At 58.8% G+C, this 25,251-nt stretch carries 22 protein-coding genes and 1 tRNA gene; 9 read left to right on the top strand and 14 right to left on the bottom strand.

Annotated elements, in window-relative coordinates; translation table 11 throughout:
* Window positions 1-64: 64 nt before the first annotated feature.
* Entirely contained in the window at window positions 65-1,372 is a 1,308-nt protein-coding gene (gene purT / locus ACUIAI_RS05275; RefSeq protein WP_445341763.1) for a formate-dependent phosphoribosylglycinamide formyltransferase, read from the bottom strand.
* Window positions 1,373-1,507: 135 nt separating this feature from the next.
* Between purT and ACUIAI_RS05270 the strand changes: the two genes are divergently transcribed.
* From ACUIAI_RS05270 to ACUIAI_RS05250, 5 genes are all read left to right on the top strand, one after another.
* Entirely contained in the window at window positions 1,508-2,560 is a 1,053-nt protein-coding gene (locus ACUIAI_RS05270) for a methionine ABC transporter ATP-binding protein (RefSeq protein ID WP_445341762.1), read from the top strand.
* Window positions 2,557-3,237 carry a methionine ABC transporter permease gene (locus tag ACUIAI_RS05265; protein ID WP_445341761.1) on the top strand — a complete coding sequence of 227 codons (681 nt, stop codon included), beginning with the start codon at window positions 2,557-2,559 and terminating at the stop codon, window positions 3,235-3,237. The genes ACUIAI_RS05270 and ACUIAI_RS05265 overlap by 4 nt, the downstream gene beginning before the upstream one ends.
* 25 nt (window positions 3,238-3,262) lie before the next feature.
* Window positions 3,263-4,144, top strand: a complete 882-nt coding sequence (locus ACUIAI_RS05260; protein ID WP_445341760.1) for a MetQ/NlpA family ABC transporter substrate-binding protein — start codon at window positions 3,263-3,265, stop codon at window positions 4,142-4,144.
* A gap of 33 nt (window positions 4,145-4,177) precedes the next feature.
* Window positions 4,178-5,041 (top strand): MetQ/NlpA family ABC transporter substrate-binding protein, encoded by an 864-nt coding sequence (locus ACUIAI_RS05255; protein ID WP_445341759.1) that lies wholly within the window; start codon window positions 4,178-4,180, stop codon window positions 5,039-5,041.
* 90 nt (window positions 5,042-5,131) lie between these two features.
* Entirely contained in the window at window positions 5,132-6,304 is a 1,173-nt protein-coding gene (locus ACUIAI_RS05250; RefSeq protein ID WP_445341758.1) for a glycosyltransferase, read from the top strand.
* 12 nt (window positions 6,305-6,316) lie between these two features.
* Here the strand turns inward: ACUIAI_RS05250 and ACUIAI_RS05245 are convergent, their stop codons facing one another.
* Together ACUIAI_RS05245 and ACUIAI_RS05240 are read right to left on the bottom strand one after the other, a co-directional pair.
* Window positions 6,317-7,093, bottom strand: coding sequence for an ABC transporter permease (locus tag ACUIAI_RS05245; RefSeq protein WP_445341757.1), 777 nt, complete (start codon window positions 7,091-7,093; stop codon window positions 6,317-6,319).
* Window positions 7,090-8,022, bottom strand: a complete 933-nt coding sequence (locus tag ACUIAI_RS05240) for an ABC transporter ATP-binding protein (RefSeq protein ID WP_445341756.1) — start codon at window positions 8,020-8,022, stop codon at window positions 7,090-7,092. The genes ACUIAI_RS05245 and ACUIAI_RS05240 overlap by 4 nt, the downstream gene beginning before the upstream one ends.
* A 157-nt stretch (window positions 8,023-8,179) precedes the next feature.
* Here ACUIAI_RS05240 and ACUIAI_RS05235 point away from each other — a divergent pair, with 157 nt between their 5' ends.
* Together ACUIAI_RS05235 and ACUIAI_RS05230 are read left to right on the top strand one after the other, a co-directional pair.
* Window positions 8,180-8,872, top strand: a complete 693-nt coding sequence (locus ACUIAI_RS05235; RefSeq protein ID WP_445341755.1) for a response regulator transcription factor — start codon at window positions 8,180-8,182, stop codon at window positions 8,870-8,872.
* A gap of 49 nt (window positions 8,873-8,921) precedes the next feature.
* Window positions 8,922-9,827 carry a sensor histidine kinase gene (locus tag ACUIAI_RS05230; RefSeq protein WP_445341754.1) on the top strand — a complete coding sequence of 302 codons (906 nt, stop codon included), beginning with the start codon at window positions 8,922-8,924 and terminating at the stop codon, window positions 9,825-9,827.
* A 189-nt stretch (window positions 9,828-10,016) separates the two neighbouring features.
* Here ACUIAI_RS05230 and ACUIAI_RS05225 read toward each other — a convergent pair whose 3' ends face one another.
* From ACUIAI_RS05225 to ACUIAI_RS05200, 6 genes are all read right to left on the bottom strand, one after another.
* Window positions 10,017-11,066 carry an NAD(P)-dependent alcohol dehydrogenase gene (locus ACUIAI_RS05225; protein WP_110413184.1) on the bottom strand — a complete coding sequence of 350 codons (1,050 nt, stop codon included), beginning with the start codon at window positions 11,064-11,066 and terminating at the stop codon, window positions 10,017-10,019.
* A gap of 240 nt (window positions 11,067-11,306) precedes the next feature.
* The gene (locus ACUIAI_RS05220; RefSeq protein WP_445341753.1) at window positions 11,307-12,332 is read right to left on the bottom strand and encodes a threonine aldolase family protein; all 1,026 of its coding nucleotides are present in this window, start codon (window positions 12,330-12,332) and stop codon (window positions 11,307-11,309) included.
* Between the two features lie 81 nt (window positions 12,333-12,413).
* Window positions 12,414-13,823, bottom strand: a complete 1,410-nt coding sequence (locus ACUIAI_RS05215) for an NAD(P)(+) transhydrogenase (Re/Si-specific) subunit beta (protein WP_445341752.1) — start codon at window positions 13,821-13,823, stop codon at window positions 12,414-12,416.
* Complete coding sequence (locus ACUIAI_RS05210; protein ID WP_110413181.1) at window positions 13,820-14,188, bottom strand: NAD(P) transhydrogenase subunit alpha; 369 nt, start codon at window positions 14,186-14,188, stop codon at window positions 13,820-13,822. The genes ACUIAI_RS05215 and ACUIAI_RS05210 overlap by 4 nt, the downstream gene beginning before the upstream one ends.
* Window positions 14,185-15,375, bottom strand: coding sequence for an NAD(P) transhydrogenase subunit alpha (locus ACUIAI_RS05205; RefSeq protein ID WP_110413180.1), 1,191 nt, complete (start codon window positions 15,373-15,375; stop codon window positions 14,185-14,187). The genes ACUIAI_RS05210 and ACUIAI_RS05205 overlap by 4 nt, the downstream gene beginning before the upstream one ends.
* A gap of 485 nt (window positions 15,376-15,860) precedes the next feature.
* Complete coding sequence (locus tag ACUIAI_RS05200) at window positions 15,861-16,553, bottom strand: hypothetical protein (protein WP_445341751.1); 693 nt, start codon at window positions 16,551-16,553, stop codon at window positions 15,861-15,863.
* A gap of 462 nt (window positions 16,554-17,015) precedes the next feature.
* Between ACUIAI_RS05200 and ACUIAI_RS05195 the strand changes: the two genes are divergently transcribed.
* Complete coding sequence (locus ACUIAI_RS05195) at window positions 17,016-17,318, top strand: hypothetical protein (RefSeq protein WP_445341750.1); 303 nt, start codon at window positions 17,016-17,018, stop codon at window positions 17,316-17,318.
* A 595-nt stretch (window positions 17,319-17,913) separates the two neighbouring features.
* Here the strand turns inward: ACUIAI_RS05195 and ACUIAI_RS05190 are convergent.
* The 5 genes from ACUIAI_RS05190 to ACUIAI_RS05170 all read right to left on the bottom strand — a co-directional run bounded on the left by ACUIAI_RS05190 (window position 17,914) and on the right by ACUIAI_RS05170 (window position 24,362).
* On the bottom strand, window positions 17,914-21,696 hold the full coding sequence (locus ACUIAI_RS05190; protein ID WP_445341749.1) for an RCC1 domain-containing protein: 3,783 nt from the start codon (window positions 21,694-21,696) through the stop codon (window positions 17,914-17,916).
* Window positions 21,697-22,181: 485 nt separating this feature from the next.
* Window positions 22,182-22,257: transfer RNA gene (locus ACUIAI_RS05185), tRNA-His, on the bottom strand.
* Window positions 22,258-22,373: 116 nt separating this feature from the next.
* Window positions 22,374-22,832 (bottom strand): ASCH domain-containing protein, encoded by a 459-nt coding sequence (locus tag ACUIAI_RS05180; protein WP_445341748.1) that lies wholly within the window; start codon window positions 22,830-22,832, stop codon window positions 22,374-22,376.
* Complete coding sequence (locus ACUIAI_RS05175) at window positions 22,822-23,388, bottom strand: DNA-deoxyinosine glycosylase (protein ID WP_445341747.1); 567 nt, start codon at window positions 23,386-23,388, stop codon at window positions 22,822-22,824. The genes ACUIAI_RS05180 and ACUIAI_RS05175 overlap by 11 nt, the downstream gene beginning before the upstream one ends.
* A complete protein-coding gene (locus tag ACUIAI_RS05170; RefSeq protein WP_445341746.1) occupies window positions 23,385-24,362 on the bottom strand; it encodes a YwiC-like family protein in 978 nt (325 codons plus the stop codon). The genes ACUIAI_RS05175 and ACUIAI_RS05170 overlap by 4 nt, the downstream gene beginning before the upstream one ends.
* Before the next feature lie 112 nt (window positions 24,363-24,474).
* On the opposite strand from ACUIAI_RS05170, the gene ACUIAI_RS05165 reads away from it, so the two are divergent.
* A complete protein-coding gene (locus tag ACUIAI_RS05165) occupies window positions 24,475-24,843 on the top strand; it encodes a DUF488 domain-containing protein (protein WP_144177619.1) in 369 nt (122 codons plus the stop codon).
* The last annotated feature ends 408 nt before the right edge of the window (window positions 24,844-25,251 follow it).

Here is a 25,251-nt window from a genome sequence, read left to right as displayed (position 1 = left end):
CGAGTTTGTTGCGAATTGGAAACTTCTGCACTGCTTGGGACACGACCACCATAGCAAGCCGGGGTTACATCCCCGCGCCCACCCGGGGTTTCAGATCTTTGACCACGGCTTCGGCACGTTCGGTGGCGGTCTGCAGGTCAGGACCCAGGGCCAGGACTACGCCCATGCGACGCTGACCATGTACTTCCGGCTTGGAGAAGATGCGCAGATCAGTGCCTGGGTGATCCAGGGCCTGCGGCAAACCTTGGAAGCTGACCGGTCCCTGGCCCTTGACCAGGATGGGACGGCTGACCGCGCATGTCCCCTCCGGCAGACTCAGGGCCATATCCTCCTGGTGGACTGGAACGCCCAGAATGGCCCTGGCGTGAAGATCGAACTCGGTCAGCCGCTGGGAGATCATGGTCACCATGCCAGTGTCATGGGGGCGCGGCGCTACCTCGTTGAAGAGCAGCGAACCGTCGCGCAGAACAAAGATCTCCACTCCGTAAATACCCCAACCGGTCTCGCCACTCTGGCGGGCCAGGGAGGTCATGGCCTCAACCAGCCGGGTGGCCATGTTCCGGGCCTGCTGCAAGATGTCGGGATTGAGCTCCGCCGGTTGCCAGGAGAGGCGGTAGTCCCCGTCCTCCTGCCGTTGGCCGATGGGCGTGCAGGTGGCAACACCGGCAGAGGAAGCCACGGTCAGAACGGTCAGTTCATGGGCCAGGGGGGCCAGAGCCTCCACGATGACCTCGGCTTTGCCCTGATGTTTGGTGGCTGCCCGGCCCTGGGTCAATGCAGAATTCCAGGCTTGCGACAGGCCCTCCTGACTCCGTACCAGGGTCTGTCCGTGGCCGGAGGAGCTCATCAGTGGTTTGACCATGCATGGGTAGCCAACCTGGTCCGCCGCGCTGGCCAGTTCTTCAGGGGAGTCGGCGAATCGGTAGGGGGTAGTAGGCAGGCCCACTTGCTCGTGAGCGAAGACGCGCAGAGCCCGGCGGTCCATGCACATGGCCGCCAGGGGGGCGGCAGGCACCACCTGGATGCCCCGGGCCGCGGCACCGACCAGGCGGTCTGTGGCAATGGCCTCCACTTCAGGCACGATCAAATCGGGCTGGACCTTGTCGATCAGGTCCTCCAGGGCCTGCGGATCGCTCATCTTCACCTGATAGCCGGCATGAGCCACCTGGGTGGCCGGTGCGCCGGGATATGAGTCCGCCGCACCCACCCAAGCCCCCAGCCGCATAAGGCTGATGGCAATTTCGCGGCCGAGTTCGCCGGCCCCTAAGAGAAGGACCCGTGTGGGTCTTGGACCCAGAGGAGAGCCGAACGGTCGCTCCCCGGGATTGATAGTGTTGATAATCCGCTGCTGACCGGATGCGCTCATACCCATATTCTGCCACTGACCCGTCGACCAATGAGGTGGGTCATCGATAGATGCCTATAAACGACATCTATAGAGGCCTGCTTGTCCACAGGCCGCCGGGACGATTACCATGTCATGCAGTCGACCAGGGAAGGCGGGAACGTGAGCGAGCGGACACCGGCGGTGCGGATGGTGCACCTGACCAAGACCTATCACAGCGACGACGACGAAGACAAGACGGCCCTGGCCGATATCGATCTGACCGTCGAGACTGGGGATATTTTTGGCATCATCGGACTGAGCGGGGCGGGCAAGTCCACCCTGGTCCGCTGCATCAACGGGCTGGAGGATTATGACTCGGGCAGCGTCAAGGTCCGTGGCCGCGAGGTCAAGGATCTGGCTCCGGCCGAGCTGAGGGACTTGAGACGTCGTACGGGCATGATCTTCCAGCACTTCAACCTTATGCCCTCCAGGACGGTGGCTGACAATGTGGGTCTTCCTCTGCGGGGGAGCGGCCGCGACCGTGCATCTCGACGGGCCCGCGTGTCCGAGCTTCTGGAATTGGTGGGACTGACCGAGCTGGCCGACCATTATCCCGCCGAGCTCTCCGGCGGCCAGCAGCAGCGGGTGGCCATTGCCCGAGCCCTGGCCAACGAGCCGGATATCCTGCTCAGCGACGAGGCCACAAGCGCACTGGACCCGACCACCACGCGCTCCATTCTTCAACTGCTGCGTGATCTGCATGACCAGCTGGGCATCACCGTGATCATGATCACCCACGAGATGTCGGTCATCAGACAGATCTGCAACCGGGTGGCGGTCATCGACCAGGGCGTCATCGTGGAGCAGGGCAGGGTCTTCGACGTTTTTGCAGACCCCAGGGCCCAGCTGACCAAATCCTTCGTGGCCACCACATCCAACCTGGACAAGGTCAAGGATCTGATGGCCGCCGATTCGCCTCTGGTGGCCCTTGAACCCGGACAGATTCTCATGCGCATGTCCTATGTCTCCAAGGAGGTCTCCGAGGCCCTGGTCTCCACCATCAGCCGTCGCTACAACCTGGACGTCAACATCATCTTCGGCGACATCGATGTGGTGGAGGGAGCGCCCCTGGGCGGACTGGTGGTCAGGATGGGCGGCGACCCTGAAAACATCCGCCATGCCATGGAATACCTGCGCTCTCGCAACATCGGAATCGAGGTTCTCAAGTCATGACGTCCCTGCTTACCACCTGGTTCCCCAACGTCATGAGCCGGCTGCCGGAGTTCTTCAGCAGCATGGTTCAGACCCTGGTCATGGTCGGCGTCTCCGGGGTGATTTCCTTCCTGTTTGCTCTGGTCATCGGAGTGGGGCTGATCATCAGCCGACGTGACGGCATCCACCACAACGGCCTGGTCTTCACCATCCTGGACAAACTGATCGACCTCTTCCGCTCCATCCCCTTCATCATTCTGGCGGCGGCCCTGGTGCCGGTGACCAGGATGCTCATGGGTACGGCCATCGGGCCCAAGGGGGCGATCTTCCCCCTGGTTGTAGGCATCACTCCCTTCTTCTCCCGGCAGATCGAGTCGGCCCTTGCCGGTCTGGACCCCGGCTATGTTGAGGCGGCGGAATCCATGGGCATGACCACCTGGCAGATTATCTGGCACGTCTACCTGCGTGAGGGCATCCCCTCAATCATCCGGGTGACCACCATCACCATCGTCAGCCTGGTGGGCGAGACCGCCACCGTGGGCATCGTGGGCGGCGGCGGTCTAGGTGACTTTGCCATTCGTCTGGGCTACCAGCGATCCATGAACGACGTGACCATCGCCACCATCATCGTGCTGGTCATCTTCATAGCCCTGATCGAACTGTTCGGCCGGCTTCTGGCCGAGGTCGTCGAACACTGAGCAACCGGGGAAAGGTCAGATTATCGTGGTCGGTCGTAGTCGCGTCGGCAAAAAGAACAGAGCCAAGATCCAGCTGGCGGCGCTCAGCCTGGTCATCGTCCTCCTGCTGGCGCTGGTGGTCGGTACCGATGTCCGTCTGAACCAGGTAGGTGCCGATGTCAAGGTCGTCAAGGTCGGCGTCATCGGCAGTTCGGACGATCAGATCTGGAAGGCTGTCCAGGCGGAGCTGGATCGGCGTGGCGAACACATCAGAATCGAACTCAAGCCTTTCCAGGACGCCATCTATGTCAACCAGGCCACAGCCAACCGCGAGGTGGACTTCAACGCCGCCCAGCATTACGCCTACCTGGAGGACGATGTGAAAACCAACCACTACCAGCTGGCCGTGCTTGGTAATACTTACATCTCGCCCATGAACCTCTACTCGCAGCGCTATGCCAAGCCCTCGCAGTTCCAGGACGGCGACCGGGTGGCCATCCCCAACAACGCCACCAACATGGGTCGGGCCTTGAAGGTCCTGGCCGATGCCAAGCTGATCGGTCTGCGCGACCCCAAGGCCACCAACCCGTTGCCCGAGGACGTAGTGGACAATCCCAAGCATCTGCACATCGAACAGGTGGACCCGGCCGGTATCCTCAACCTGCTGCCCGACTACGCAGGTGGTGTCACCAATGCCAACTTTGTAGTCGATGCAGGTCGCAGCGTGCACGATGCCATTCACGAGGTTCCCTACGATCTGCAGAACCCGGCCAACAAGCCTTATATCAACATCATCGTCACCACCAAGGATCAGCGGGACAACCCCACCTACGCCGCAGTGGTGCGCGCCTATCATTCCAAGCCCGTAGCCGACACCATCGTCCGTGTCTACAAGGGCGCCTGCCTGCCGGCATTCAAGGTTTCCTGATGCGATAGGTTCCAGCAATGAAGGAGGACGGATATGAGCACCAGAAGAACCAGGGCCAAGCGAGAGCTGGCGGCTGTCTCGGTCGTCATCCTGGTGGTCGCCGTCCTGATGGGCGTGGCCTATGTCAAGGTCAACCAGCCCGAACGTGGCCAGCGGGAGATCAGCATCGGCCTGGTGGGTGATGCCGATGAGGAAATCTGGAAGGCCGTTCAGCACGAACTGGACCAGCGCCGGGCAGGCATAAAAATCAAGCTTCGGTCCTTCCAATACGGGCGTTACGCCAATCAGGCGCTGGCCAATGGGGAGATCGACCTGAATGCCTTTCAGCACTACGCCTTTCTGGAGCAGGAGTCCAAGCAGCACGGGTATCGGTTTGCCGCCATCGGCGACACCTACATTTCACCGCTCAACCTTTACTCAAAGAAATACCGGAGCATCGACCAGATAGGGCATGGTGAGCGGCTGGCCATTCCCAGCGATCCCATCGACCTGGGCCGCTCCCTGAAGGTGCTTGCCAGCGCCGGGCTGATCGGGCTGCGAGACCCCAAGGCCACCACGCCGGTTCCTGAAGACATCGTCGACAACCCGCGTGGGCTGGTCCTGGACCAGGTCGACCCACCGGGAATCGTCAAGGTCCTGCCCGACTATGCGGCCGGCATCACCAACACCAATTTCATCCTGGATGCCGGCATGAAGATCCAGGATGCGATTTACCAGGTGCCCGGCGATCTCAAATCGCCAGCCAATCACCCCTATGTCAACATCATCGTGGCCAGGCAGGCCGACAAGAACGACCCTGCCTACAAGGCTCTGGTCTCCGCCTACCACAGTCGATATGTGGCTGACGCCATCAACCGCTACTACCGTGGGGCAGCCGTCCCGGCCTTCCCCTACTAATAGTGACTGCAATTAGTGGGTGCAATCGGGTCATCGCCCTGTCTTGGTCCGGCCCAAGGCTGCTAATGATGAACAGCGGAGGGAACGCTGATGAAGGATCATGATCGCCTGACGCTGGCCCTGGTCCTGGACTCCTTTGGCAACAGGGGCAACGGGACTTCCAACTCCGCCATTCAATACGCCCAGGGTCTGGAGGCGCTGGGGCACCGGGTCCGTCTGGTGGGGGTGGGATCGACCGACTATCCGGCACGGGTGCATCGCATTCCTTTGGTCTCCGCAGTGGCGGCCAGGCAGCAGATGAGCTTCGCTCGTGCTGATCCGGATCTCTTCCGAAGAGCCTTTGCCGGTGTGGATCTGGTTCATATTTACGAACCTTTCGCCTTCGGCCGCGCCGCCCTGTCCCAAGCTAGATCCATGGGCATACCGGTGACCGCCGGCTTTCACATTCAGCCTGAGAACATCACCTATTCCTCTGGCCCATTGCGCTACCTACCCGGGGTGGATGCGGCCATTTACAGGCTGTTTCGGTTCTGGCTCTACGACCATGTCAGGCACATCCACGTTCCCACCCAGCTGACGGCCGACCTGCTGCACTCGCATGGGTACAAGGCCTGCCTGCACGTCATATCCAACGGGTACCAGCCCAGGTTCAACCCTGGTGACCGATATGAGCGGGACCGATACGAACGGCAGCGATCCGGTCGGCTGATCCAGGTTGTGGCCTCTGGCAGGCTGGCCCGGGAAAAGGACCATCTGACTTTGATCCGTGCCTTGGCCCTGTGCAGGAACAGACGCAGGATCCGTCTGACCATAGCTGGTACAGGACCCATGGAGCACCGACTGAAGGCAGAAGCCGCCCGGCAGCTGGACGGCATGCAGGTCTCTATTGGATTCCATCAGAACGCGACCATGCCCGATCTGCTCAGGCAGGCCGACCTGCTGGTTCATCCATCAATAGCGGATCTGGAATCGGTCAGCGTCCTGGAGGGGATGGCCTGCGGCGCAGTCCCGGTTATCGCCCGATTCATCCTGAGCGCCGCCGGTCATTTCGCCTTGACGCAGCATTCGCTCTTCCCGGTCGGCAAGGCTCGGTCCCTGGCTGAGCAAATCGACTGGTGGATTGACCATCCTGATGCCCTTGCAGTCTGGTCCAGTCGCTATGCCGAACATACCAAGGAACATTACTCACTGGATGCCTCCGTCAAGGCCTTTGCCCATATGGCCGTGCAGGCCGTCAGCGATCAGGAGCCGGGCCGGGTATAGGCCTGACCTGGCTTAGATCTCCTGCTTGGATATGATCAGAGCCGATCCGAAGATGGCCACCAGGACCACGCCTGCGGATACTCCGGCGTAGATCCAGGCCTGATCGGCCTTCAGAGTGTTAAGGATGATCTGTTCGCCGAACCCGACGAAGTCGAGGTATTTCAGCCATTGCCATTTCGCAGTGAACTCCATGAGACCGATCAGTATGGGCCATATCACGACCACCACCGCTGGGATGACCAGGGATTTGGTAAGGATCAAGAGAATAATGCCTAGGCTGATGATGACGGAGATGCAGAAGCTGACCAATAGGGTCATGACGGCCACATCCTTGCATAGGATGCCCCAACCGGCTCCAGGCTTCCTTCCTAGGGCCAGTCCGGTCAGCAGAATAGCGACGAAGTAGCACAGGGTCAAAAGGATGATGTCAGTCAGGATGGTCACATACTTGCCCAGGATGAACTGTATGCGCGAGATGCCCGATGTCAGCGTGTTCTTCAGAGTGTGCTGGCTGTATTCCGCACCAATGACAATGACGAAGACCGCGATGTAAAAGTAGATTAGAGACGAGGCGGAGGCGACACCTGCTTGCAGGCCTGTCCTAATGGTCCAGCTTTGCCCTTCGATTTCCGACAGTTTATGAGCGTATTCTTCGCCTCCGGTGGTGATTCCTATGGTCGTCTTGCCCCATGTGGTCACTATGCCGAGTGCCACAGTGGCAATCAGCAGAATCAGCATGCCGATGGATCGCCGCTGCCTGTAAAAGTCGGCCCTGATCTGGTTAATCATTGTTGTCTCCTAAGCTCTTGAGGGTCCTTGTTCAGCAGATCCGCGAAATATTCCTCCAGCGATCCCTTCTGCTGGCCGATCTGATTGACCAGGATGCCTTCCTGAACCAGAAGACTGTTGATGGGTCCCGGTTCCAGATTCCCTTGCTTGATCAGAATCTGATGGTCGTCAAGGACTTGGAAGGGGCCGATTCCCTTGCGATCCAGGAGCATAGCGGCCTTGGAGCTCTGGTCCACGTCGATCAACAGTCCATTCTGATTGATCCGATCCAGTTCATCCTTGTCTACCTCCTTGATTAGGCGGCCGTGGCTGATGAATCCGAACCGGGAGGAGACCAGATAGAGTTCGCTCAGAATGTGACTGGAGATGAGAATGGTCGTCTGGCGTTCCTTGTTGAGCCTGTCCAGGAGTGTTCTGAATTCCATAATTCCTGCCGGGTCCAGGCCGTTGATGGGCTCGTCCAGAATCAGGAAATCAGGCCGTGTGAGGATGGCCATGGCCAACCCCAGGCGCTGACGCTGGCCAAGAGAGAGGTGATCGGCTCGAGTCTCGGCCTTTTCGCTCAGGCCGACGAAGTCGATGGTCTGATCGATTGCCTTGTCGTCGGCCAGCCCGTGCTGGATGGCTGTCAGCTTCATATTCTGGCTGACGGTCAGTTTTTTGAAGGCGGCCGGAGCCTCAATGATCGAGCCTATTCTGCTTAGTATGCGGCTGTCCTTGCCAATTGTGTGCCCCATCATCCTTATGGTTCCCTCCTGAATGGGGGAGAGCCCGGTGATCAGACGCATCAGAGTGGTTTTGCCAGCGCCATTCTCGCCGATCAGTCCGTAGACCTCGCCCTTGTTTATGGAAAGGCTGAGATCGTCCAGTGCCTGGAAGCGCCCGAACCGTTTGCTGACATGGTTAATATCCAGAATGGTATCGTCCATGGAGTTCCTTTCTCTGTGCTGCTATTTGAGAATCTAAAATGCCTTTCTTAAGTGCTTGGCTAAGAAATCATTAAGAATTTCATAAATCCGATTGGGTGAGATCGGCATCGTTAGGCGGCTTCAGTAACATGAGAGTGACCTGCGAAAGGAAGAAAGTATGCCGACGATTCTGGTCGTGGAGGATCAGGAGGACATCCAGTCCCTGCTCAAGGATGTGTTGGGAGGGACCTACCGGATCATCCAGGCGACGACGGGCGCCCAGGCCTTAGCTTGCTTCCAGCAGGAGGAACCCGACCTGATCCTTCTGGATCTGATGCTCCCCGTAGTCACCGGGGACAGCGTTCTCAAGTCCATTCGGCATATGTCGTCAGTGCCAGTCATCATCCTCACGGCCGTCCAGGACAAGACCAGGACCGTCAGCCTCCTGGAGCAGGGCGCCAATGATTATGTAACCAAGCCATTTGACATCGATGAGCTTCGCGCTCGCGTCCAGGTCCAGCTGCGCCAATCCGGGGCACTGAAAGCGGATGCGAATGCAACAGGTGAATCCGACACCAAAATTTGTTTCGAGGGGATCGAGCTGGACCGGATGGAGCACACGGTCAGCGTTGATGGGCACCGGGTCGAACTGGCGCGCAAGGAATTTGCCATTCTTGAGCTTCTGATGGATCATCCGCATCGGGTTTTCGAGAAGGAGGATCTCTATCGGCAGGTTTGGAACCAGCCCTACATCAATGCCGAGAATACTCTCAATGTGCACCTGAGCACCTTGCGGACCAGTCTGAACAGATACGCCGGCAGTCAGCGCTACATCGTGTCGGTCTGGGGCATCGGCGTTCGCCTGGTCTGAATTCGGATGGAAGAAAGAACGATGAATAAGGGTCGTCGGAGGTGAATCCGTGAAGGTGGCCGCACTTGTTTTGGGTCTTGTCGCCCTCGCCCTGGCGATTGGCCTGATAATGCTGATTGTCGACCTCAAACGGATCAGTGACGATCTGGACTTCATCAACCATGCCGACACTAACGCCTTGGTAACCACTGGGTCCAATATCGGGCTCATCCGCACTCTGGCGGATAGGATCAATGCCGTTCTGAACAAGACCAGGCGGCTGCAGATCACACAGGCTGAGCAGAACAAGCAAGTCCGGCAGATGCTGACCAACCTAACCCATGACATCAAGACCCCGCTGACCGTGGCCAGGGGATACGCCCAGCTGCTCAAGGAGGGATCGGCTGATCAGGAGCAATTGGGTAAGATCCTCAACAACCTGCAATCGGTGGATCACTATCTGCATTACCTGATGGATTTCAATCTAATACAGGAGAAGAGCGTGAGTCTGGATCTGACCAGGGTGAACCTATCAGCATTGGTTCAGCAGGAGCTCTTCAATGCCTTCGATTCTCTGACTGCGCGGTCCGTCACAGTGGATCCCAGGATTCAAACTGGTGTGGAAATTACGACGGATCAGATTATGATGAGTCGAATAATTCAGAACCTGATCGGCAACTGGCTCAAGTATGCTGACGAATCAGCCTGGGTGGACCTGCACAAGAGTGAAGATGGACGAATTCATTTGGACTTCGGCAACAAAACCAAGAGCGGAGCCGTCGATGTGGACAGGCTCATGGAACGGTTCCAGACCGATGACCAGTCACGTACCAAGATCAGAAGCACAGGTCTGGGTCTGAGCATCGTTGATTCCCTGGTGGATTCGCTCAGCGGCTCCATGAGGCTGGAATCTGCCGACGGTATTTTCCTGGTCCACTTGTTGTTGGGTGATGCTCCGCAATCGAAGGAACTGTAAATAACGTAGGCTTGAGGGAGCTTGGTAAGATGCTGTGGCCGGTCACGGTCTTCACGACAAGACCGTGACCGGCCATCAGTGCATGTAGGCGGAGAATGGGGTCAGCACATGAATCTGACAGTACCTAAATCTGATTGTGCTTAAACCGGCCGACAGATAGGCCGCTTCTCCGTCTACAATCAGGGGAAATCAGGCCTTGGTGTGGGGCACTATAACAGCCCTGGCCGAGAGCTTGTTATCTACCAGCTTATGGTAGGCATCCAGGGCATTGTCCAGCGAGTAGGTTTCGATCTCGGTCTCGATCTGGCCGTTGCGATACATGTTGGCCACATCGTAGAGCTCGGGGATGGACCCCCAGTAGACGCCAAGCAGCTCCTGCTCCCAGGGCTTGGAGTACCAGTCGTATTCCGCCTTGCCGCCGGCGATGCCGACCACGGTCACCCGGGATCCCGGGCCGCCCGAAGCCTGTGCGGCAGCAATGGTCGGGGCCACACCCACGAAATCGAAGGCGGCATCCACGCCCTCCCCGTGGGTGATCTTCCTGATGTTCTCCACCTGGTGCTCGTCGCTGACCACGGGGATGGCACCCTTGGCCTCAGCCTTGGCCAGGGCCTCTGGCTTGGTGTCCGTGGCGATCACGGTGGCGCCGGTCAGGGCGTGAAGAATCTGAATGGCGATCTGGCCCAGTCCACCCAGGCCAATGACCAGAGCGTACTTTCCGCCGCCGTTCAGATGGGGCATGGCAGCCCGGATGGCGTGGTAGGGAGTCAGGGCAGCGTCAGCCAGGGGTGCTGCGCCGATTGGATCTGCATCGCCCAGCGGTACCAGGTTGCGGGCCGGAACGGTCATGTATTCAGCCATGCCGCCGTCACGCCCCAGTCCCAGCGCCAGGGATTTATTGGTTGCGGCGCTGGAGCAGTAGTTCTCCTGGCCGGCCACGCAGTGAGGGCAGTGGCCGCATCCGGTGGGTCCATAGACAATGTAGGCATCGCCCTTCTTGAAGCCCGTGACATCGGGTCCTACCTCTTCGACCCAACCAGTGGTCTCATGTCCCAGAATGAATGGCGGCTTGGTGTGGCTGCCGGTTTCGGGGGTGTAGTCCTGGAAGACGGAGACATCAGAATGGCAGCAACCTGCCCCGGCCACCTTGAGCAGAACCTCGCCGCTCCCGGGTGTCGGCTCCGGCACTTCCTTGAGGGTGGGGAAGGTATTGTATTCTTCGAAAACAACGGCTTTCATAAGCGTCCTTTCATCGTTGAAGTAATTCCGCCCCCGTGCTCAGGGCGGAGGTGTGCAACAGCATCGTTGCAATAAAAATCTTACTGAATGACAGCTTTGCACTCACCCGAACGAGTGTGATATGTCCAACAATGCAGGGTGAAAGCCATATACATATAAATACCCCTCCCCGAAGGTTGATTGGCGGGGGAGGGGTTGCAGGATTACCTTGGTCTTGCCTTCGTTTAGCGTGAGCGACTTTTACAGAAGATTGATCAGGGCTTGGGTGTCTTCGACCGTCGTCGCCCAGGAGGTGGCCAGCCGGATCACGGTGTGGGTGGCATCGCTGCGTTCCCAGAAGTCAAAGGCGACCTGCTTGGACAGCTCCTCCATGCGTTCATTGTCCAGGCGGACGAAGGTCTGGTTGGTTGGGGAATCCATGACAATCTGATACCCCTTCTCCCGCAAGGCCTTTTTGATCATCGCTGCCGTCTGGATGGCGTTGCGGCTGATTCGTGAGTAGAGGTCGTCGGTAAAGAGGGCATCGAACTGCACTCCCAGGAGTCTTCCCTTGGCAAGAAGGGCACCTCTTCTTTTGATCATGGTGCTGAAATGCTCGGGGGCATTCCCTCTGGGGAAGACCACCGCTTCACCGCAGAGTGCTCCGACCTTGGTTCCGCCGATGTAGAAAACGTCGCAGAGACGGGCTATGTCCGTCAGATCGACGTCGGTTCCGGGAGCCACCAGTCCGTATCCCAGCCTGGCCCCGTCCAGGTAGAGCGGAATCTTGTATTCCCGACAGGTCTGCGAGAGATCTTCCAGCTCCTGTCGAGTGTAGAGGGTCCCATACTCGGTGGGATGTGAGATGTAGACCATGCCGGGGAAGACCATCTGCTCATGGTTTCCGTCGGCATAGAAGCCTTCCAGAAAAGCGTCAAGGTCCTCTGCGCGAATCTTGCCCTGTTCGCCGCGAATCGTCAGAACCTTGTGGCCTACGGCTTCGATGGCGCCGGCCTCATGGACATTGACATGGCCAGTATCCGCAGCGACCACTCCTTGATATGACTTCAGCAGGCAGGAAGTGACGACCTGGTTGGTCTGGGTTCCTCCGGCCATGAAATAGACCTGGGCCTGGGGGCAGCCACAAGCTCGGGCGATTTTCTGAGCGGCGGAGGAGCAGTACCGATCCTTGCCGTACCCGGGAAGGTGCTCCATGTTAGTGTCGATCAGCCGCTGCAGGACTGCGGGATGTGCGCCCTCGGAATAGTCGTTGACGAATGACAGCATGTGGGTCCTTCCTGTTCGATGAAAATTGGCTCCGGACCATCGAAGCCGATCCGGAGCCATGGTTCTCACTACAGCATATGCTCAGGCGATGAGTTCCTTGACCGATGCAATGATCGCCTGAAGGCTGACTTTGGCGTCATTGAAGAGCATCTGCGTATTTGGGTTGAAGTAGAGCTCGTTTTCGATGCCGGCGTACCCCTTGCCTCTGCCTCGCTTGAGGACGACAACATGCTGGGCCTTGTCAACGTCCAGGATGGGCATGCCGGAGACGGCGGTCCCCGGCCGGCGTGCAGCCGGGTTGGTCACGTCATTGGCGCCCACTACCAAAGCGACGTTGGCTGAGGGGAACTGGGGATTGATGTCATCGAGGTCAATCAATTCCTCATAGGGGACGTTGGCCTCGGCCAAAAGAACGTTCATATGTCCGGGCATACGGCCGGCCACCGGATGGATGGCATAGGATACATCCACGCCACGGCCCTTGAGCAGTTCGCCCAGGTCGGCCAGTTCGCGTTGGGCCTGTGCCTGAGCCAGACCAAAGCCGGGGACGAAGATGACCTTGTCGGCATAGACCAGCTGGACAGCCACATCGTCGGGCGTGGTCTCCTTCATGGTCCCCTGGGTGCCTTGATTCTGGCTGGCGCTGACAGAGGAACCGCCGAACCCGCCGGCCAGCACGCTCAGGAGCGGCCTGTTCATGGCCTGGGCCATCAGGACGGATAGGGTTGCACCTGCTGCACCAACCAAAGCGCCTGCTACGATCAAAGCCACGTTGTCGATCGCCAGGCCGTTCATGGCCACAGCTGTACCTGTGCAGGCGTTCAAGACGGAGATGACCACGGGCATGTCGGCGCCACCGATGGGAATGACGAAGACAAGTCCGTAACCTAGGGCGAATATGGCCGTGAGGAGGGCCCATAGGGTCCGATTGTCCGGATTCAGGCAGAGCAGGACCAGGCTGAGGACCGTCAACAGAGCGAAGAGCACATTCCAGACAGCCTTGGCCGGCAGCTTCAGGTTTTTGATCAGGCCGATGCCCTGGAGTTTGCCGGCAGCTACCAGGGAACCGGTGAAGGTGATGGAACCGATGACCACGCCCAGGCCGGCGGTGATCAGCACCACCAGAGTCGGGGTGCCCTCGGAAGTCAGTATGTCGTTCAGAGCGACCAGGGCTGCAGCGCCGCCGCCGACCGTGTTGAAGACGGAAACCAGCTGAGGCATGTCCGTCATTTTCACCTTCTTGGCCGAGTAGACCCCTGCAACGGATCCAATCAGAATGCCGAGCACGAGCAGAACGATAGCCAGGGAGGAGGTGAAACCCGTGGCGAACAGGTGGATGAAGGCCATGGCAACGGCGATGATCATGCCTGCCGCAGAAATCCTATTGCCTGTACGGGCGGTTTTGGGGGAGTTCATGTAGTGCAGGCCCATGACGAACATGACTGAGGAAAGAAGATAGACGAACCAGGTGATGATGTCGAGGGTGTTCACTTCTCGGCTCCCTCGTTCTTAGCAGTCTGGGTCGGGACGGTCGAAGCCTGTTCGTCCTGACTGGTCTTATCCTTCCCCTTGTCGGGTTTGGAGGACTTGAACATCTCCAGCATCCTGTCGGTCACCACGTAGCCGCCCACCACATTCATGGCGCCAAGGACGGCAGCCAGGAATATAAGTACGTAGGAAAGCGGGGAGTGAGCCTCCGCCGCGATGATGACTACCCCGACGATCACAATGCCATGAATGGAGTTGGCGCCCGACATGAGCGGTGTGTGCAGCGTGGCCGGAACTTTGCCGATCACCTCCACGCCGATCAGCAGGGCCAGAATGAAGAGCGTTATTGCTATGACCAAAGAATTCATTGCTCCTGACCTTTCTCTTCGGTCTTTTCAACATCCGGAGCATCCGCGCTTCCATGCGCGCTGGATTTGGTTGCTCCTGACACAACAAGTGCTTGATCGATCTCGTCGTCCGTTTTGATGCTGAGCGCACCGTCACGAAGGAAATGCACCAGCACGTCCGCCACATTTCTCGACAGAAGATTCGATGCCGTCGTGGCTACGCCGCTGGCCAGGTATGGGGCCCCGATCATGATGACTCCCTTGTCGGTGGTCCTGGTTCCCACCTGTGATCCCTCGACATTGCCGCCCAGGTCGCTGGCAGCGCAGTCCACGACCACAGCCCCGGGATGCAGGTTGGCCACACCCTCGGCGCTGAGGAGGCGAGGAGGCTTCCCGCCTGGAACCTTGGCTGTGGTGATGACCACATCAAAGCCTGCCGCTTTGGCATCCACCGCAGCCTGCTGCTGGGCCTGCTCCTGATCGGTCAGCTGGCGCGCATAGCCGCCCTCGCCCTGCCCCTTGGAGAAGTCCAGTCCCAGGTCGAGGAACTTGGCTCCCAAGGATTCCACCTCCTGCCTGGAGGCGGGCCTGACATCATAGGCGGTGACCACGGCTCCCAGGCGTTTTGCGGTCCCGATGGCCTGCAGGCCTGCGATACCGGCACCCAGGACCAGGACCTTGGCTGGTCGGATGGTTCCTGCAGCAGTGGTCATCATGGGGAAGAAGGAACCATAGGCATCGGCAGCCACCAGAGCCGCCTTGTATCCCATGACCGAGTTCTGCGAGGTCATCTCGTCCATGGACTGGGCCGAGCTGAGCTGTCGGGGGAGTCGCTCCATAGCGATCCCTGTAAGCCCGGACGTTTCCAGGGATTTGATGTAGTCCTTGTCGCTCAAGGACCCCAGCATGCCGATGATCCATGTTCCGGCTGGGATCCCCTTCAGCAAAGATTCATCGGGTCTGTTGACGAAGCCCAGAACTTGTGACTTGGATAGCACACTATTCCTGTCGGTGACTGTGGCTCCCGTCTGCTGGTAGTCCTCATCTTGGAAGCCGGCTCGTGCCCCGGCTCCGGACTCCAATAGGCAGGTAATGCCCTGCCTGGTCAGCCGGGTCACGATGTCAGGCGTTAGGGCCACACGGGACTCCTCATCGTCTGTTTCTTTGAGGACCCCGAAGGCTACGTTGGATTGTTCTGGTCCACTCATGTCTTTCCTTTTCCAAACACAACTGTGTGTGAGTAATTTCATCAATGATTCTAGTTGCTGGTCTTTACTGTTGGGAGGTCAACACAATTTGTATGTGAATAAGTAACAGCTGAGAAGAGACCAAGTTCGAGGTATCTTGCATGGTGTCTTGCCGAAGAGGATGAGAAATAGAAAGAGCAAAGAACCATGCTCGCCAAGTTGTGTTCGCGCAGCTCATGGATTGCCTGAAGAGTGTTTTCGCGGCTTTGATGTCGAATTTTTGTGAACCGGCCGGCAAGGTGCAGGACCTTGCCATCCATGTCAAGCTGCAGCAGGGGAGATGATCCAGTAAAGGGTGCCACATATCTTCAAGAATGATGAGTGGCACCCTGAGGCGGAAGGCCTTGGCGATGGAACGCTGTGGGCAGGTAATTTCACATACACGGTCGGCCAGCCGGCCTTTCCGGTCTGCTATGTCGTTTCAGATCCATGTTCGTTACAGTGCTTTATTCATTCCCCTCGTGTTTTTCGTTCGTCGCAGGGTCCTTGGGCTTGGACTGCAAGGGATTGTGATGGTAGATAAGGGCGAAGGCAGCCAGGGTCTCGATCATGCTGGCGAGAATCCAGGCGATGACGATGGCGTTCTGATGTTTGCCGACGGTTCCCATTCGGGTGAAGATGAATACATCCATGATGAAGGTCTGCAGAACCAGAAGAACCGTCGCCACAACTACCGTCCTGGTGTGCCTGTCCGCATCTGTTCCCTCTCCCTCTGGTTTGCCGGGGGACTTGAAGCTGGCATAGGAGAGGAGCCAGATGCCGATTCCGAAGAGAACGGCGGCAAGAGGCAGGGAGAAGAAGATCGGCATGGTGCTCAGGCTGAGGCCCAGAGCTGCAACCAGGACTGCCGAGGCAAGGCCTAGATAGAAGGAATCGTGGTTTTTGGCCTTGCGAGGTTTGGCGGGCTTGCTTTCGTTCGTTGGCTGAGACGGTTTATCGACGGGTCCGGGCGTATCCTTTGCAGCAGGCTTACCGGGTCGGCTTGGCTTGTCGTCATGTGAGGAGCCATCATGCTCTTCGCCTACCTGGCCGGCCTGCGAGCGGTCGGCGGTTAGGGCCTGGTCCTGCTTATTTTGTGCTCCAGGTCTGCCATGAGCAACGTCCTTGCTGGATGAATCCCTGCCTTCCTTCTTCGGCATGGGGGCATTTTCCGCTTGGCTTTCTCTTCCGTCGTTCGCGTTCTCCGCTGGTCTTGGCATGCGGTCCTTGTCATTCATTGGTGATTGTTCGGGACTTTCATGCCTGCCCTGGTTCTTATTCGCACGTTCGTTTCGATTGTTGCTCATCTGACCCTCCAGGCTTGTTCTTCCCCATTGCTTGTGGCAGGTCATCTGGAAGCCTGCCCGTTTTCAGGAAGCAACATCTGTTGAGGCCAGTGTATGTGTCTTTTTCTCGTAAAAGTGGCATTGACCGGCACCAGATCCATACCGTTCCGATATTGACCCTTATGGGTGAAGCACTAATAGTTTGGCGAGAGGAATGTCCTGCAAAAAGAGCTGGGTTCATTGCAGCGTATCCGACTATGGATGCTGTCTCTGCCTGGTCAGTACAGGCGGCCGTTAACGGAGTCTGTCAGATAGATGATCTGGATGAATGGCTGCATGGGGGCATCGACCCTCGATGCCATCAACCGACTGATCGATGCGACCTGCGCGCAAAGATCAACCTCCGCAAGGCGGGCCATGAAGATTGACCTCAAGGCGGACAGGCCTGTGCCCGGCTCGGCTGACTTGTGTCTGCTTGTTCGGGATTCGTTGGATGATGTGGTTGCCGGGCTCCGTGGGTGTCATGTCGACTGTCTGGGTCCTGTCAGCTGGACTGGCGCGCATAGGGCTGTCACCTCGGTGTATGTCAGGGACCCTGACGGGAACCAGATAGAGTTTTCCAGATACGACCAGGACTGAAACCGAACAAGAACCGGTCATATCAGTAGGCGATAACACGAATGCGAACACAGTTTTTGGGGAAGCGATAAGTGACGGATCTTAAAAGCCCCCCATTCAGATACCGATGGTTTTGTTTATTGCAGTCACAAGGCCTTGTTTAACGTGGTCTCATAATAATTTACACTTGATCGGGTTTAGCTCTGCGCCTAGGCAATTATCTTTTCAGGATTCGTTGAATGTCGTATTGACAAAACTGATTTGAGTATGGAGATGGAGTCAAGAATGGAGAGGTGTGACGTTGAGTTTCGTGATATTAGGCTCTGAGATTTGTTTGGTCAACGGGCGGCGCCTTATCGTCAGGACAACTGGCATCTGTCGACTGGCTACGGTGTCGAATTCAGCCATCCCATGTCTTGCCGTCTTTCCCTTCCTCATTCGCTGAAGGGGTCTTGGAAGAACATCTGTGTCTAGTGAGATGACCAGTTCTATTGTTTCAGGGCCTGCTGCTCATAGGATTGTAGGGTGGCTCCGTTGTGTTGGGGGATTGGCGGAGCCACCCTGGTTGGCCGGGCCGTCTTGGGATGCGGCCTGGCTGCTTACTCGGGTGAGGATTCTAGACGTGCAGGGCGTGGGTTTCGCGCCGGTGGCGTCCGGCTGCGACGGCGCCGGCTGTGGCGAGCAGCCCGGCGGCGAGCAGGAGGATTATGCTGCCGTTGCCTCCCGTCAGGGGCAGGGTGCCTTCATAGGTGTAGGCCAGGTGCGCCTGGGTCTGGCCGACGCCGCCCAGGCTCCAGTCCACGACCACATCAGTCAGACCCGGATTATGGGCGGGCGTGGCGAACGAGACGGACCCGTCGGCTTTCTGCTGCAGGGAGCCGACCGTCGCCTGGTCGAACTTGACACCAGTGATCAGCAACGAGTTGAGGGCCACCAAGGTCGGGGTGCGGCTCTGTGCTGCGCTTCCGTTGCCGAGCTGGCCGTACTGGTTGTCTCCCCAGCTGTACGTGTTGCCGTCACGGCCGATGGCCAGGGAATGATAGTAACCTGCGCTGATTCGTGCTGTTGCGAGCCCGGTGCCGGCGTTGCCCTGGCCTGCGGGCGGCGATACACGTGTGGGAGTGTGCCTGTAGTTGGTGGTGTTGTCGCCGAGCTGGCCATCGTAGTTGTACCCCCATGCCCAGGCTGTGCCGCTCCTGTCGATGGCCAAGGAGTGGACCCAACCGGTGCTGATCTGCGCGACTTGGAATGGCTGGCTGGAGTTTGTGGGGTTTCCTACCTGTTTGGGCGTGGGACGGCTGGTTATCGTGCCGTCCCCCAGCTGCCCCCAGCCGTTGTACCCCCATGCCCAGGCTGTGCCGTCCTGGCTGATGGTTAGTGCGTGGTAGCCTCCGGCGCTGATCTGCGTGGCTTTGAAGGCCTTGCTCGTGTCCTTGGGATCGGGCACGCGTGCAGGGTCGGCGGCATACGTGGTGCTGCCTTCTCCTGTGCTTTTGCCGTTGCCGAGCTGACCGTAGTCGTTGTACCCCCACGTGTATACGTTGCCGTCCGCGTCCAGGGCCATGATGAAGCCTCGGTTGACGCTGACCTGGACCGCGTGCAGCCCCTGGCCGGAGCCGTTGGGATCCTTGGCCAGGGTCGGCGCCAGTTTGGGCGTGCTATACACGTTGTAACTGTTGTTTTCGCTGCCCCAGGTGTAGACGCGCCCATCCGGGCTGATGGCCGCCGAGTCGGCGTAGCCGGCACTCACCTGGACGGCCTTGAAGGGCTGGCCGTCCGCGTCCTTGACGGGCTGCGGCTTGGAATGGTGTTGTGTGTCCTTACTGCCGTTGCCGAGCTGCCCGCGATCGTTGATGCCCCAGCTGTAGACGATGCCGTCGCTGCCGACGGCCAGCGCGTGGTTCCCGCCTGCTGCGGCCTGCGTGTAGGTGAAACTGGAATCCACGCCGTCCGGCAGGGGGATCCTGACCGGTGTCTTCTGCGTAGGCGTCTTGTCTGGATCCTGGCCCAGCTGGCCGTACTCGTTGTCGCCCCAGGCGTAGGCGTTCCCATCGCTGGCCACGCCCACGGAGAAGCCACTTATTGAGCTGCTGGCGCTTATCTGGCTGAAACGGATGCCGCGGCTCAGCTTGGGCGGGGTGATGGTGGTCTGCTGGCCGCCCATCACGTTGCCCTTGCTTGGGCTGATCGACCAGCCGCCGGTGTTGGCGCGGCTCCAATGCGCGACCAGGGTGATGTCCGCGGTGACCGGCTGGCTGAAATCATACGCCACCTTGGAATCCCCCTCAGCATCCTTGAGGAACCAGCCGTCGAACAGGAAGCCGTCTTTGGCCGGGTCTGTGGTGGGGCGTGTGGCCTGCTGGCCTTCGGTGATCCGCTGCGGGCCTGGGGCCGGCTTGCCGCCGGCGCTGTCGAAGGCGACCGTGTAGGAGCTGATGTAGGTGTAGTCCAGGTGCGCGTCGGGCTGCCGGCCGTTCCTGCTCCAGGAGACGGCCACGTCCGTCTTGCCTCCTGCATGCCGGGGCGTGGTCACGCTCCAAGTGCCGTCCTTGTTGCCCGTCAGGCTCGTGCCCGCTGTCCCGCCGAACTTGACGCCGGTCGGCTTCGGCTTCTCAGGGAAGGCGACCATGCCGGGTTGGCCGTCGAATTTCCCGCTGATGTCGCGTCCCAGCTGGCGGCTGCTGTTGTCTCCCCAGCTGTACAGGTTGCCGTCCGATCCCAAGGCCAGGGAGAAATCCCCACCGTACATGCCGGGCGCGCTGGCTTGGGTGATTGTGACGCCTGCCGGCATGGCCACTTTGCCTGGCGTGCCGTCTTGCGTGCCGCTGATGCTGCGTCCCAGCTGGCCCTTGCTGTTGTCTCCCCAGCTGTAGAGGTTGCCGTCCGATCCCAGGGCCAGGGAATGATTGCCGCCTGCGATGACCTGGGTGAATCGTCTGACGCCTGCAGGCAGGTTCACTTTGCGCGGCGTGCCGTCCTTCGCCCCGCTGGCGCTGCGTCCCAGCTGGCCTTTGCTGTTGTCTCCCCAGCTGTAGAGGTTGCCGTCCGATCCCAGAGCCAGGGAATGATAGTATCCCGTGCTGATCTGGGTGAACTTCGTGCCGTCTGCCGGCATGTACCCCTTGCTTGGCGTGTAATGTTGACCAAAATCAGTACCGCCCATGCCCAGCTGGCCGTAGAAGTTGACTCCCCAGCTGTAGAGGTTGCCGTCCGAGTCCAGTGCCAGGGAATGGCTATTGCCTGCGCTGACCTGGGTGAATTTTGGGACCCCTGTCGGCAGGCTCACCTTGCTTGGCGTGCCATGACGAATAGTATTGTCAGTGATGTCGTCGGCAGTGCCGTTGCCCAGCTGGCCGTACTGGTTGTTTCCCCAGCTGTAGAGGTTGCCGTCCGAGCCAATGGCCAAGGAATATACGAATCCTGCGCTGATCTGGGTGAATTTCGTGCCGTCTGCTGGCATGATTACTTTGCCTGGTATATACGAGGATGTTACGGTGCCTTGTCCCATTTCGCCGTTCTGATCGTTTCCCCAGCTGTAGAGGTTGCCGTCCGAGCCCAAGCCCAGGGAGAAGCCTAGTCCTCCGCTGGTCTGGGTGAAGCGGACGCCTGTCGGCGGGGTAACGATGCCTGGCCTGCCGTCTGCCAGGTTGATCAGAGCTCTTACGGTTCCCCAGCTGTAGAGGTTGCCGTCGGAGCCTATGGCCAGGGCAAAGTCTTGTCCTGTGTCGATGTGGTTGAAGCGTATGTCGGATGTGGTGGGCGTGGACAGGGTGATCCGGGTGCCTCCTTCTGCTGGCCCGGAGGTGGGCTTGAGGCTCCAGGAGCTGGTTATCCTGGTCCATTTGGCGGTCAGGGTGATGTTGCCGGTGACGGGCCGGGTGAAGTCGTAGGCGGTGTTGCCGGTGAACCATCCGTCGAACAGGTAGCCGTCCCTGGCCGGGTCCTTGGGCCTGGAGGCCTGTCCGCCGCTGGGGACGCTCTGGGAGGGTGTGCTGGTGTTGCCTTCGGGGTCGTTGAAGGTGACGGTGTAGGCTGCGCGTGTCTGGGGCTGGCTGTCGGCGGTCCTGCTTTGGATGCCGGTGTCGCCTGGCTTGTCGGGCGTGGCCTGGGCGCTGATGAGGGGGGACGCGGTGTCCAGGGGCGAAGGCGAGGGCAGCGGCGACTGGGGGCCGGCCGGGGTGGCCGGCAGGATTGGTGCACTGGCTGATGGGTCCGCCGGTTGGCCTGCAGCCGTCTGCCCCAGCATGGTCGGCTCGGGCACACTGGATTCGCTGGGAGCAGTGTCAGCCGTGGCAAAGACGCCCATGATCAGACTGGCGGGCAAGATGATAGCCAGCAGGACACCAACCATAGTTGTCGACCGGCCGCGTGCGGACTTATGCTGAAACGTAATATGCATAATCCCTTCCCAAATAAATGTAGTTCAATGACGAAATTCCCCACGTTTCTGATGAACTATGTACCGGGAACAGCCCCGACGTATGAAATAATGCTATCACCTGCATATCTTTGGGCCAACTCGAATGTCAATAGTGGGTTTCGCTCTTTTTTCTTCCTAATATCGTAAAAACATTCTTTGAGCCGACCAGTTTGATGCTGTCTATACGGAAGGCGGTCCGATGAAATACTGGTGAATCCATGTCGGTTATGCTATTGCTGATTGTCGTTCTTAGCCGGTTTGGTTATTGCCTTTGGCATCGTATAAGGCTCCGGCCCTATAGGCTTGTGGGTGATTCTGTCATTCGTGTTGCTAGCGCTCGTCTTTTTGGTGTGCGAAGTCATTTGCCAATTTTGGGTCGCACGCGGTCACATATTTGGACGCTGGGGAAGTTTGATCGCATATAACAAAACCCCTGCTTTTAAATCAGAGGCACAGGGTTGAGGTGGGGTGGCTAACGCGGCTCGAACGCGCGACCTCCTGAACCACAATCAGGTGCTCTACCGACTGAGCTATAGCCACCATGGTGAACCGACCCGCGTCGCGGATCAGTGCAACAGATGAAACTATACACGATGGTATGACATGGCACGCCGGTGAAGTGTTAACCATAAGGGCCCTGCTTTGCCTTTGGGACCTTAGTTTATGACTATGGTCTCTACATGAAAGGTTTCCAGCACCACCAGAGTCTGGTCATCGATGGTGAAGTCCGGATCATCCAGCGCCTGTCGCATGTTCTCTGAGGTCCAGAAGGACTCATGAGCCTCGCGCCACTCCGCAGGACTTTTATAGCCTTCTCCCTCGTTCAGAACATGCTGCCATGTGACCACGCCCAGTCGAATCACGCTCACCGAGGCATATCTAAGGACGGCAACTGGCTGGTTATCTGAGTCCACCAAAACTGTTCGTCGGCCGGAGGAGGGGAGTGGTTCATGATCGTGGATGAACTCTGCCATCAGGCTGGTCGTGGCAGTTTTGCGCCCATCCAGAATTGCCTCCACTAGGCGGTCACGTTCTGGACCAGAGAAGGCGAATTCATCCTTGGGAAGATTCCCAACATCTCGGGCTTTGACTGTCGGTATTTGTTTATTTGCCATAATCGATGTGATTGTTTGGTTTTCTCGGTTCTGCTTCGTCGAGCGCTTTTCTGATGGGCTGGTAGGCCTTGACCAGATCAGCCAGACTCATAGCGGCATTGGCGGGGCTGGTGGACGGCAGATTGATCATCGTCATCCGATGCCCCTTCTCCTGCAGGCTCGGCAGGCAGTAGCGACGGTAAAGCTGACCGGCCTTGCGTCCTGTTGTGAATATGGTGCCGATGGGTGCATGGTCCAGCAAACTGGCGATGTCGGTAGGCACTACATTGGTGATTGAAGCGTCGGAGGCACCGTGGATGTCGCATTCCTGGATGACATCCCAGAGTGCTATGCGGTGTTTGAGCGCGAACTCGGCGCGGTCAGCCAGATTGTCCGGAACAGGCTGGTCGAACAGCGCGGCCAGTACGGGCCAGAAGCGGTTGCGCGGAAACATGTAGTAGAAGCCAGCCTCGCGCGAACTCGGGCTGGGTATGGATCCAAGGATCAACACACGGGATCGGTCATTCCAGACAGGCCCGAATCCGTGGGTGACATGTGTGGTCGGAGCTGCAGTCATGCGCCGAGCAGGCTAGTCAGAGACGCAGTCATCACGTCAGCCTGTGCAATCACCAGAATGAAAACCAACAGGCTGGTTGCGCATTCGACCAGGCCCACATACAGGATGGGAATGCGGCGCCGACGAGAGATGACAGGCAGCAGGGCCGCACGCACCAGCAGAACCAGGGCAGTCAACAGAGGCCACCATCCTGCGGTGCGTACCATGGCGACTCCGATCAGGCAGAGGGCCAGGTTCCAAGCCAGCGAAAGCAGGTAGCACCAGGTCTTGCCGCGCTCGCGGATCATGGTTTTGACGAAGATGACCGAACCGAACTGCGTCACAGCGAAGACAGCTGCACTGACCACTCCAACCGATGGCAGAGCGGCGCTTGGCAGAAATCCGCTGGCGAAGCAGTCCACAGCAGGATTCGGTTGGCATCCGAAGTAGCCGACGCCGGAGCTTTCCAGACCTGGTTCCGGCTTCTGGAATCGTGATCCTAGGGAGACAGCGATCAGACAGAGCGTGCAGGCCGCGATCACGACTACCGTATCGTTCCACCAGGAGCGTTCCGTGCGCATCCAGGCGGCAGCAAAGTTCAGCGCGCCCAGCACCAGGTAGAGCGGGACCCATCGCAGGAGCCCAGGGGTGCCGACCAACAGGATCAGCCCGGTCACGGCCGTGAGCAGGGCATATCCCAAAGCTGGTGGCGCGAACCTGGCAGCTCGGTGCGAAACCATCCACCGCGAGCCGGTGAACTCAAAGCAGTAGCAGAAGGCCCAGGCGACCATGAGCAGCAGGCTTCTCCAGGTCGGGCCTCCGATCAGCAGACCGGCCAGACCCGGCATCAAGGCCATGGCCCAGCCGCCAATCTGGTCGGGTATCCATAAACGCCGCCACTGTCGTCCCTTGGACCCTGGTCCGGTCGATTTTGCCGGTTTGCTGCCCTTTGATCCGGCGGCCTTGCCCCTGTCTGCGTCTGTATGCATATTCATCAGCCTACGCCCCTGTATGGCTGTCACTGCCTCTTCCGTAATGCCGATTCGGTCAATATCATGGTTGAAGGAGTGGTGAATCATACGGGTCCCTGGTTTCAGGAGGCAGATGATGGGTCAGGTGGATATCAAACGCGTATACGAGCAGGCCGCTGACGGGGACGGGGTCCGCATCCTGGTCGACAGACTCTGGCCACGCGGCGTCAGCAAGGAGCGGGCAGCCTTGTCCGGCTGGCTTAAGGATGTGGCACCCAGTCCGGACCTGCGGCGCTGGTGGCACCATGATCCGGACCGCTTTGATGACTTCGCACGCCGCTACCGCACTGAGCTGGACGACAACCCCGCCTTGGGGGATCTGCTGAGCATCGTGCGCGAACATGATCGGACGACACTGGTCTATGCGGCCAAGGATCCAGCTGTCAACCATGCCCTGATTCTGCGTGACTACATCCGCCAGGCTCTTGAGAAAGAAGACAAGTAGACGCTGGCTTTGATGTTTCTGGCGTTAATATTTACGGGTCGGGATATGTATTTCTGATACCTCTATATGTGTATATGTAGGAATCCGTTATAGGTGGGTACCTCATTGTGGGTGTCTGTAAATATAAGGTATGTGCAAGGGCCTTCCCATTAACGGACCCGGTGCGTCATCGCAGTAGGCGAAGCCTAGAGCATACTTCCAAGTGGTAGACGTGGCCATGTCTGCCCCGGTGATATACTTTTCATCGTGTGTGCCGGCAGCACGCCTTATGTCACAGGTGAGCTTGTCGGGATATCCCCGAATCCGAAGAATGCAGGCAGCAATGCCCTGCAGGAGGATCAGGGGCCATCGGGCCGGTGGACAGTGGCTGATCTCTCCTCCTAGGAGCGACTGCGGCTGCGGTGCGGC

The sequence above is a fragment of the Bifidobacterium sp. ESL0827 genome (assembly GCF_052606685.1).
Note: the sequence above shows the minus strand (reverse complement) of the source record. Positions and strands in the feature narration are given on the sequence as shown.

Coding starts and splice junctions, on each gene's coding strand:
- purT (WP_445341763.1), bottom strand. CDS start 1,372: ATGGGTATGAGCGCATCCGGTCAGCAGCGGATTATCAACACTATCAAT.
- ACUIAI_RS05265 (WP_445341761.1), top strand. CDS start 2,557: ATGACGTCCCTGCTTACCACCTGGTTCCCCAACGTCATGAGCCGGCTG.
- ACUIAI_RS05255 (WP_445341759.1), top strand. CDS start 4,178: ATGAGCACCAGAAGAACCAGGGCCAAGCGAGAGCTGGCGGCTGTCTCG.
- ACUIAI_RS05250 (WP_445341758.1), top strand. CDS start 5,132: ATGAAGGATCATGATCGCCTGACGCTGGCCCTGGTCCTGGACTCCTTT.
- ACUIAI_RS05245 (WP_445341757.1), bottom strand. CDS start 7,093: ATGATTAACCAGATCAGGGCCGACTTTTACAGGCAGCGGCGATCCATC.
- ACUIAI_RS05240 (WP_445341756.1), bottom strand. CDS start 8,022: ATGGACGATACCATTCTGGATATTAACCATGTCAGCAAACGGTTCGGG.
- ACUIAI_RS05235 (WP_445341755.1), top strand. CDS start 8,180: ATGCCGACGATTCTGGTCGTGGAGGATCAGGAGGACATCCAGTCCCTG.
- ACUIAI_RS05225 (WP_110413184.1), bottom strand. CDS start 11,066: ATGAAAGCCGTTGTTTTCGAAGAATACAATACCTTCCCCACCCTCAAG.
- ACUIAI_RS05220 (WP_445341753.1), bottom strand. CDS start 12,332: ATGCTGTCATTCGTCAACGACTATTCCGAGGGCGCACATCCCGCAGTC.
- ACUIAI_RS05210 (WP_110413181.1), bottom strand. CDS start 14,188: ATGAATTCTTTGGTCATAGCAATAACGCTCTTCATTCTGGCCCTGCTG.
- ACUIAI_RS05205 (WP_110413180.1), bottom strand. CDS start 15,375: ATGAGTGGACCAGAACAATCCAACGTAGCCTTCGGGGTCCTCAAAGAA.
- ACUIAI_RS05200 (WP_445341751.1), bottom strand. CDS start 16,553: ATGCCGAAGAAGGAAGGCAGGGATTCATCCAGCAAGGACGTTGCTCAT.
- ACUIAI_RS05195 (WP_445341750.1), top strand. CDS start 17,016: ATGGGGGCATCGACCCTCGATGCCATCAACCGACTGATCGATGCGACC.
- ACUIAI_RS05190 (WP_445341749.1), bottom strand. CDS start 21,696: ATGCATATTACGTTTCAGCATAAGTCCGCACGCGGCCGGTCGACAACT.
- ACUIAI_RS05180 (WP_445341748.1), bottom strand. CDS start 22,832: ATGGCAAATAAACAAATACCGACAGTCAAAGCCCGAGATGTTGGGAAT.
- ACUIAI_RS05175 (WP_445341747.1), bottom strand. CDS start 23,388: ATGACTGCAGCTCCGACCACACATGTCACCCACGGATTCGGGCCTGTC.
- ACUIAI_RS05170 (WP_445341746.1), bottom strand. CDS start 24,362: ATGAATATGCATACAGACGCAGACAGGGGCAAGGCCGCCGGATCAAAG.
- ACUIAI_RS05165 (WP_144177619.1), top strand. CDS start 24,475: ATGGGTCAGGTGGATATCAAACGCGTATACGAGCAGGCCGCTGACGGG.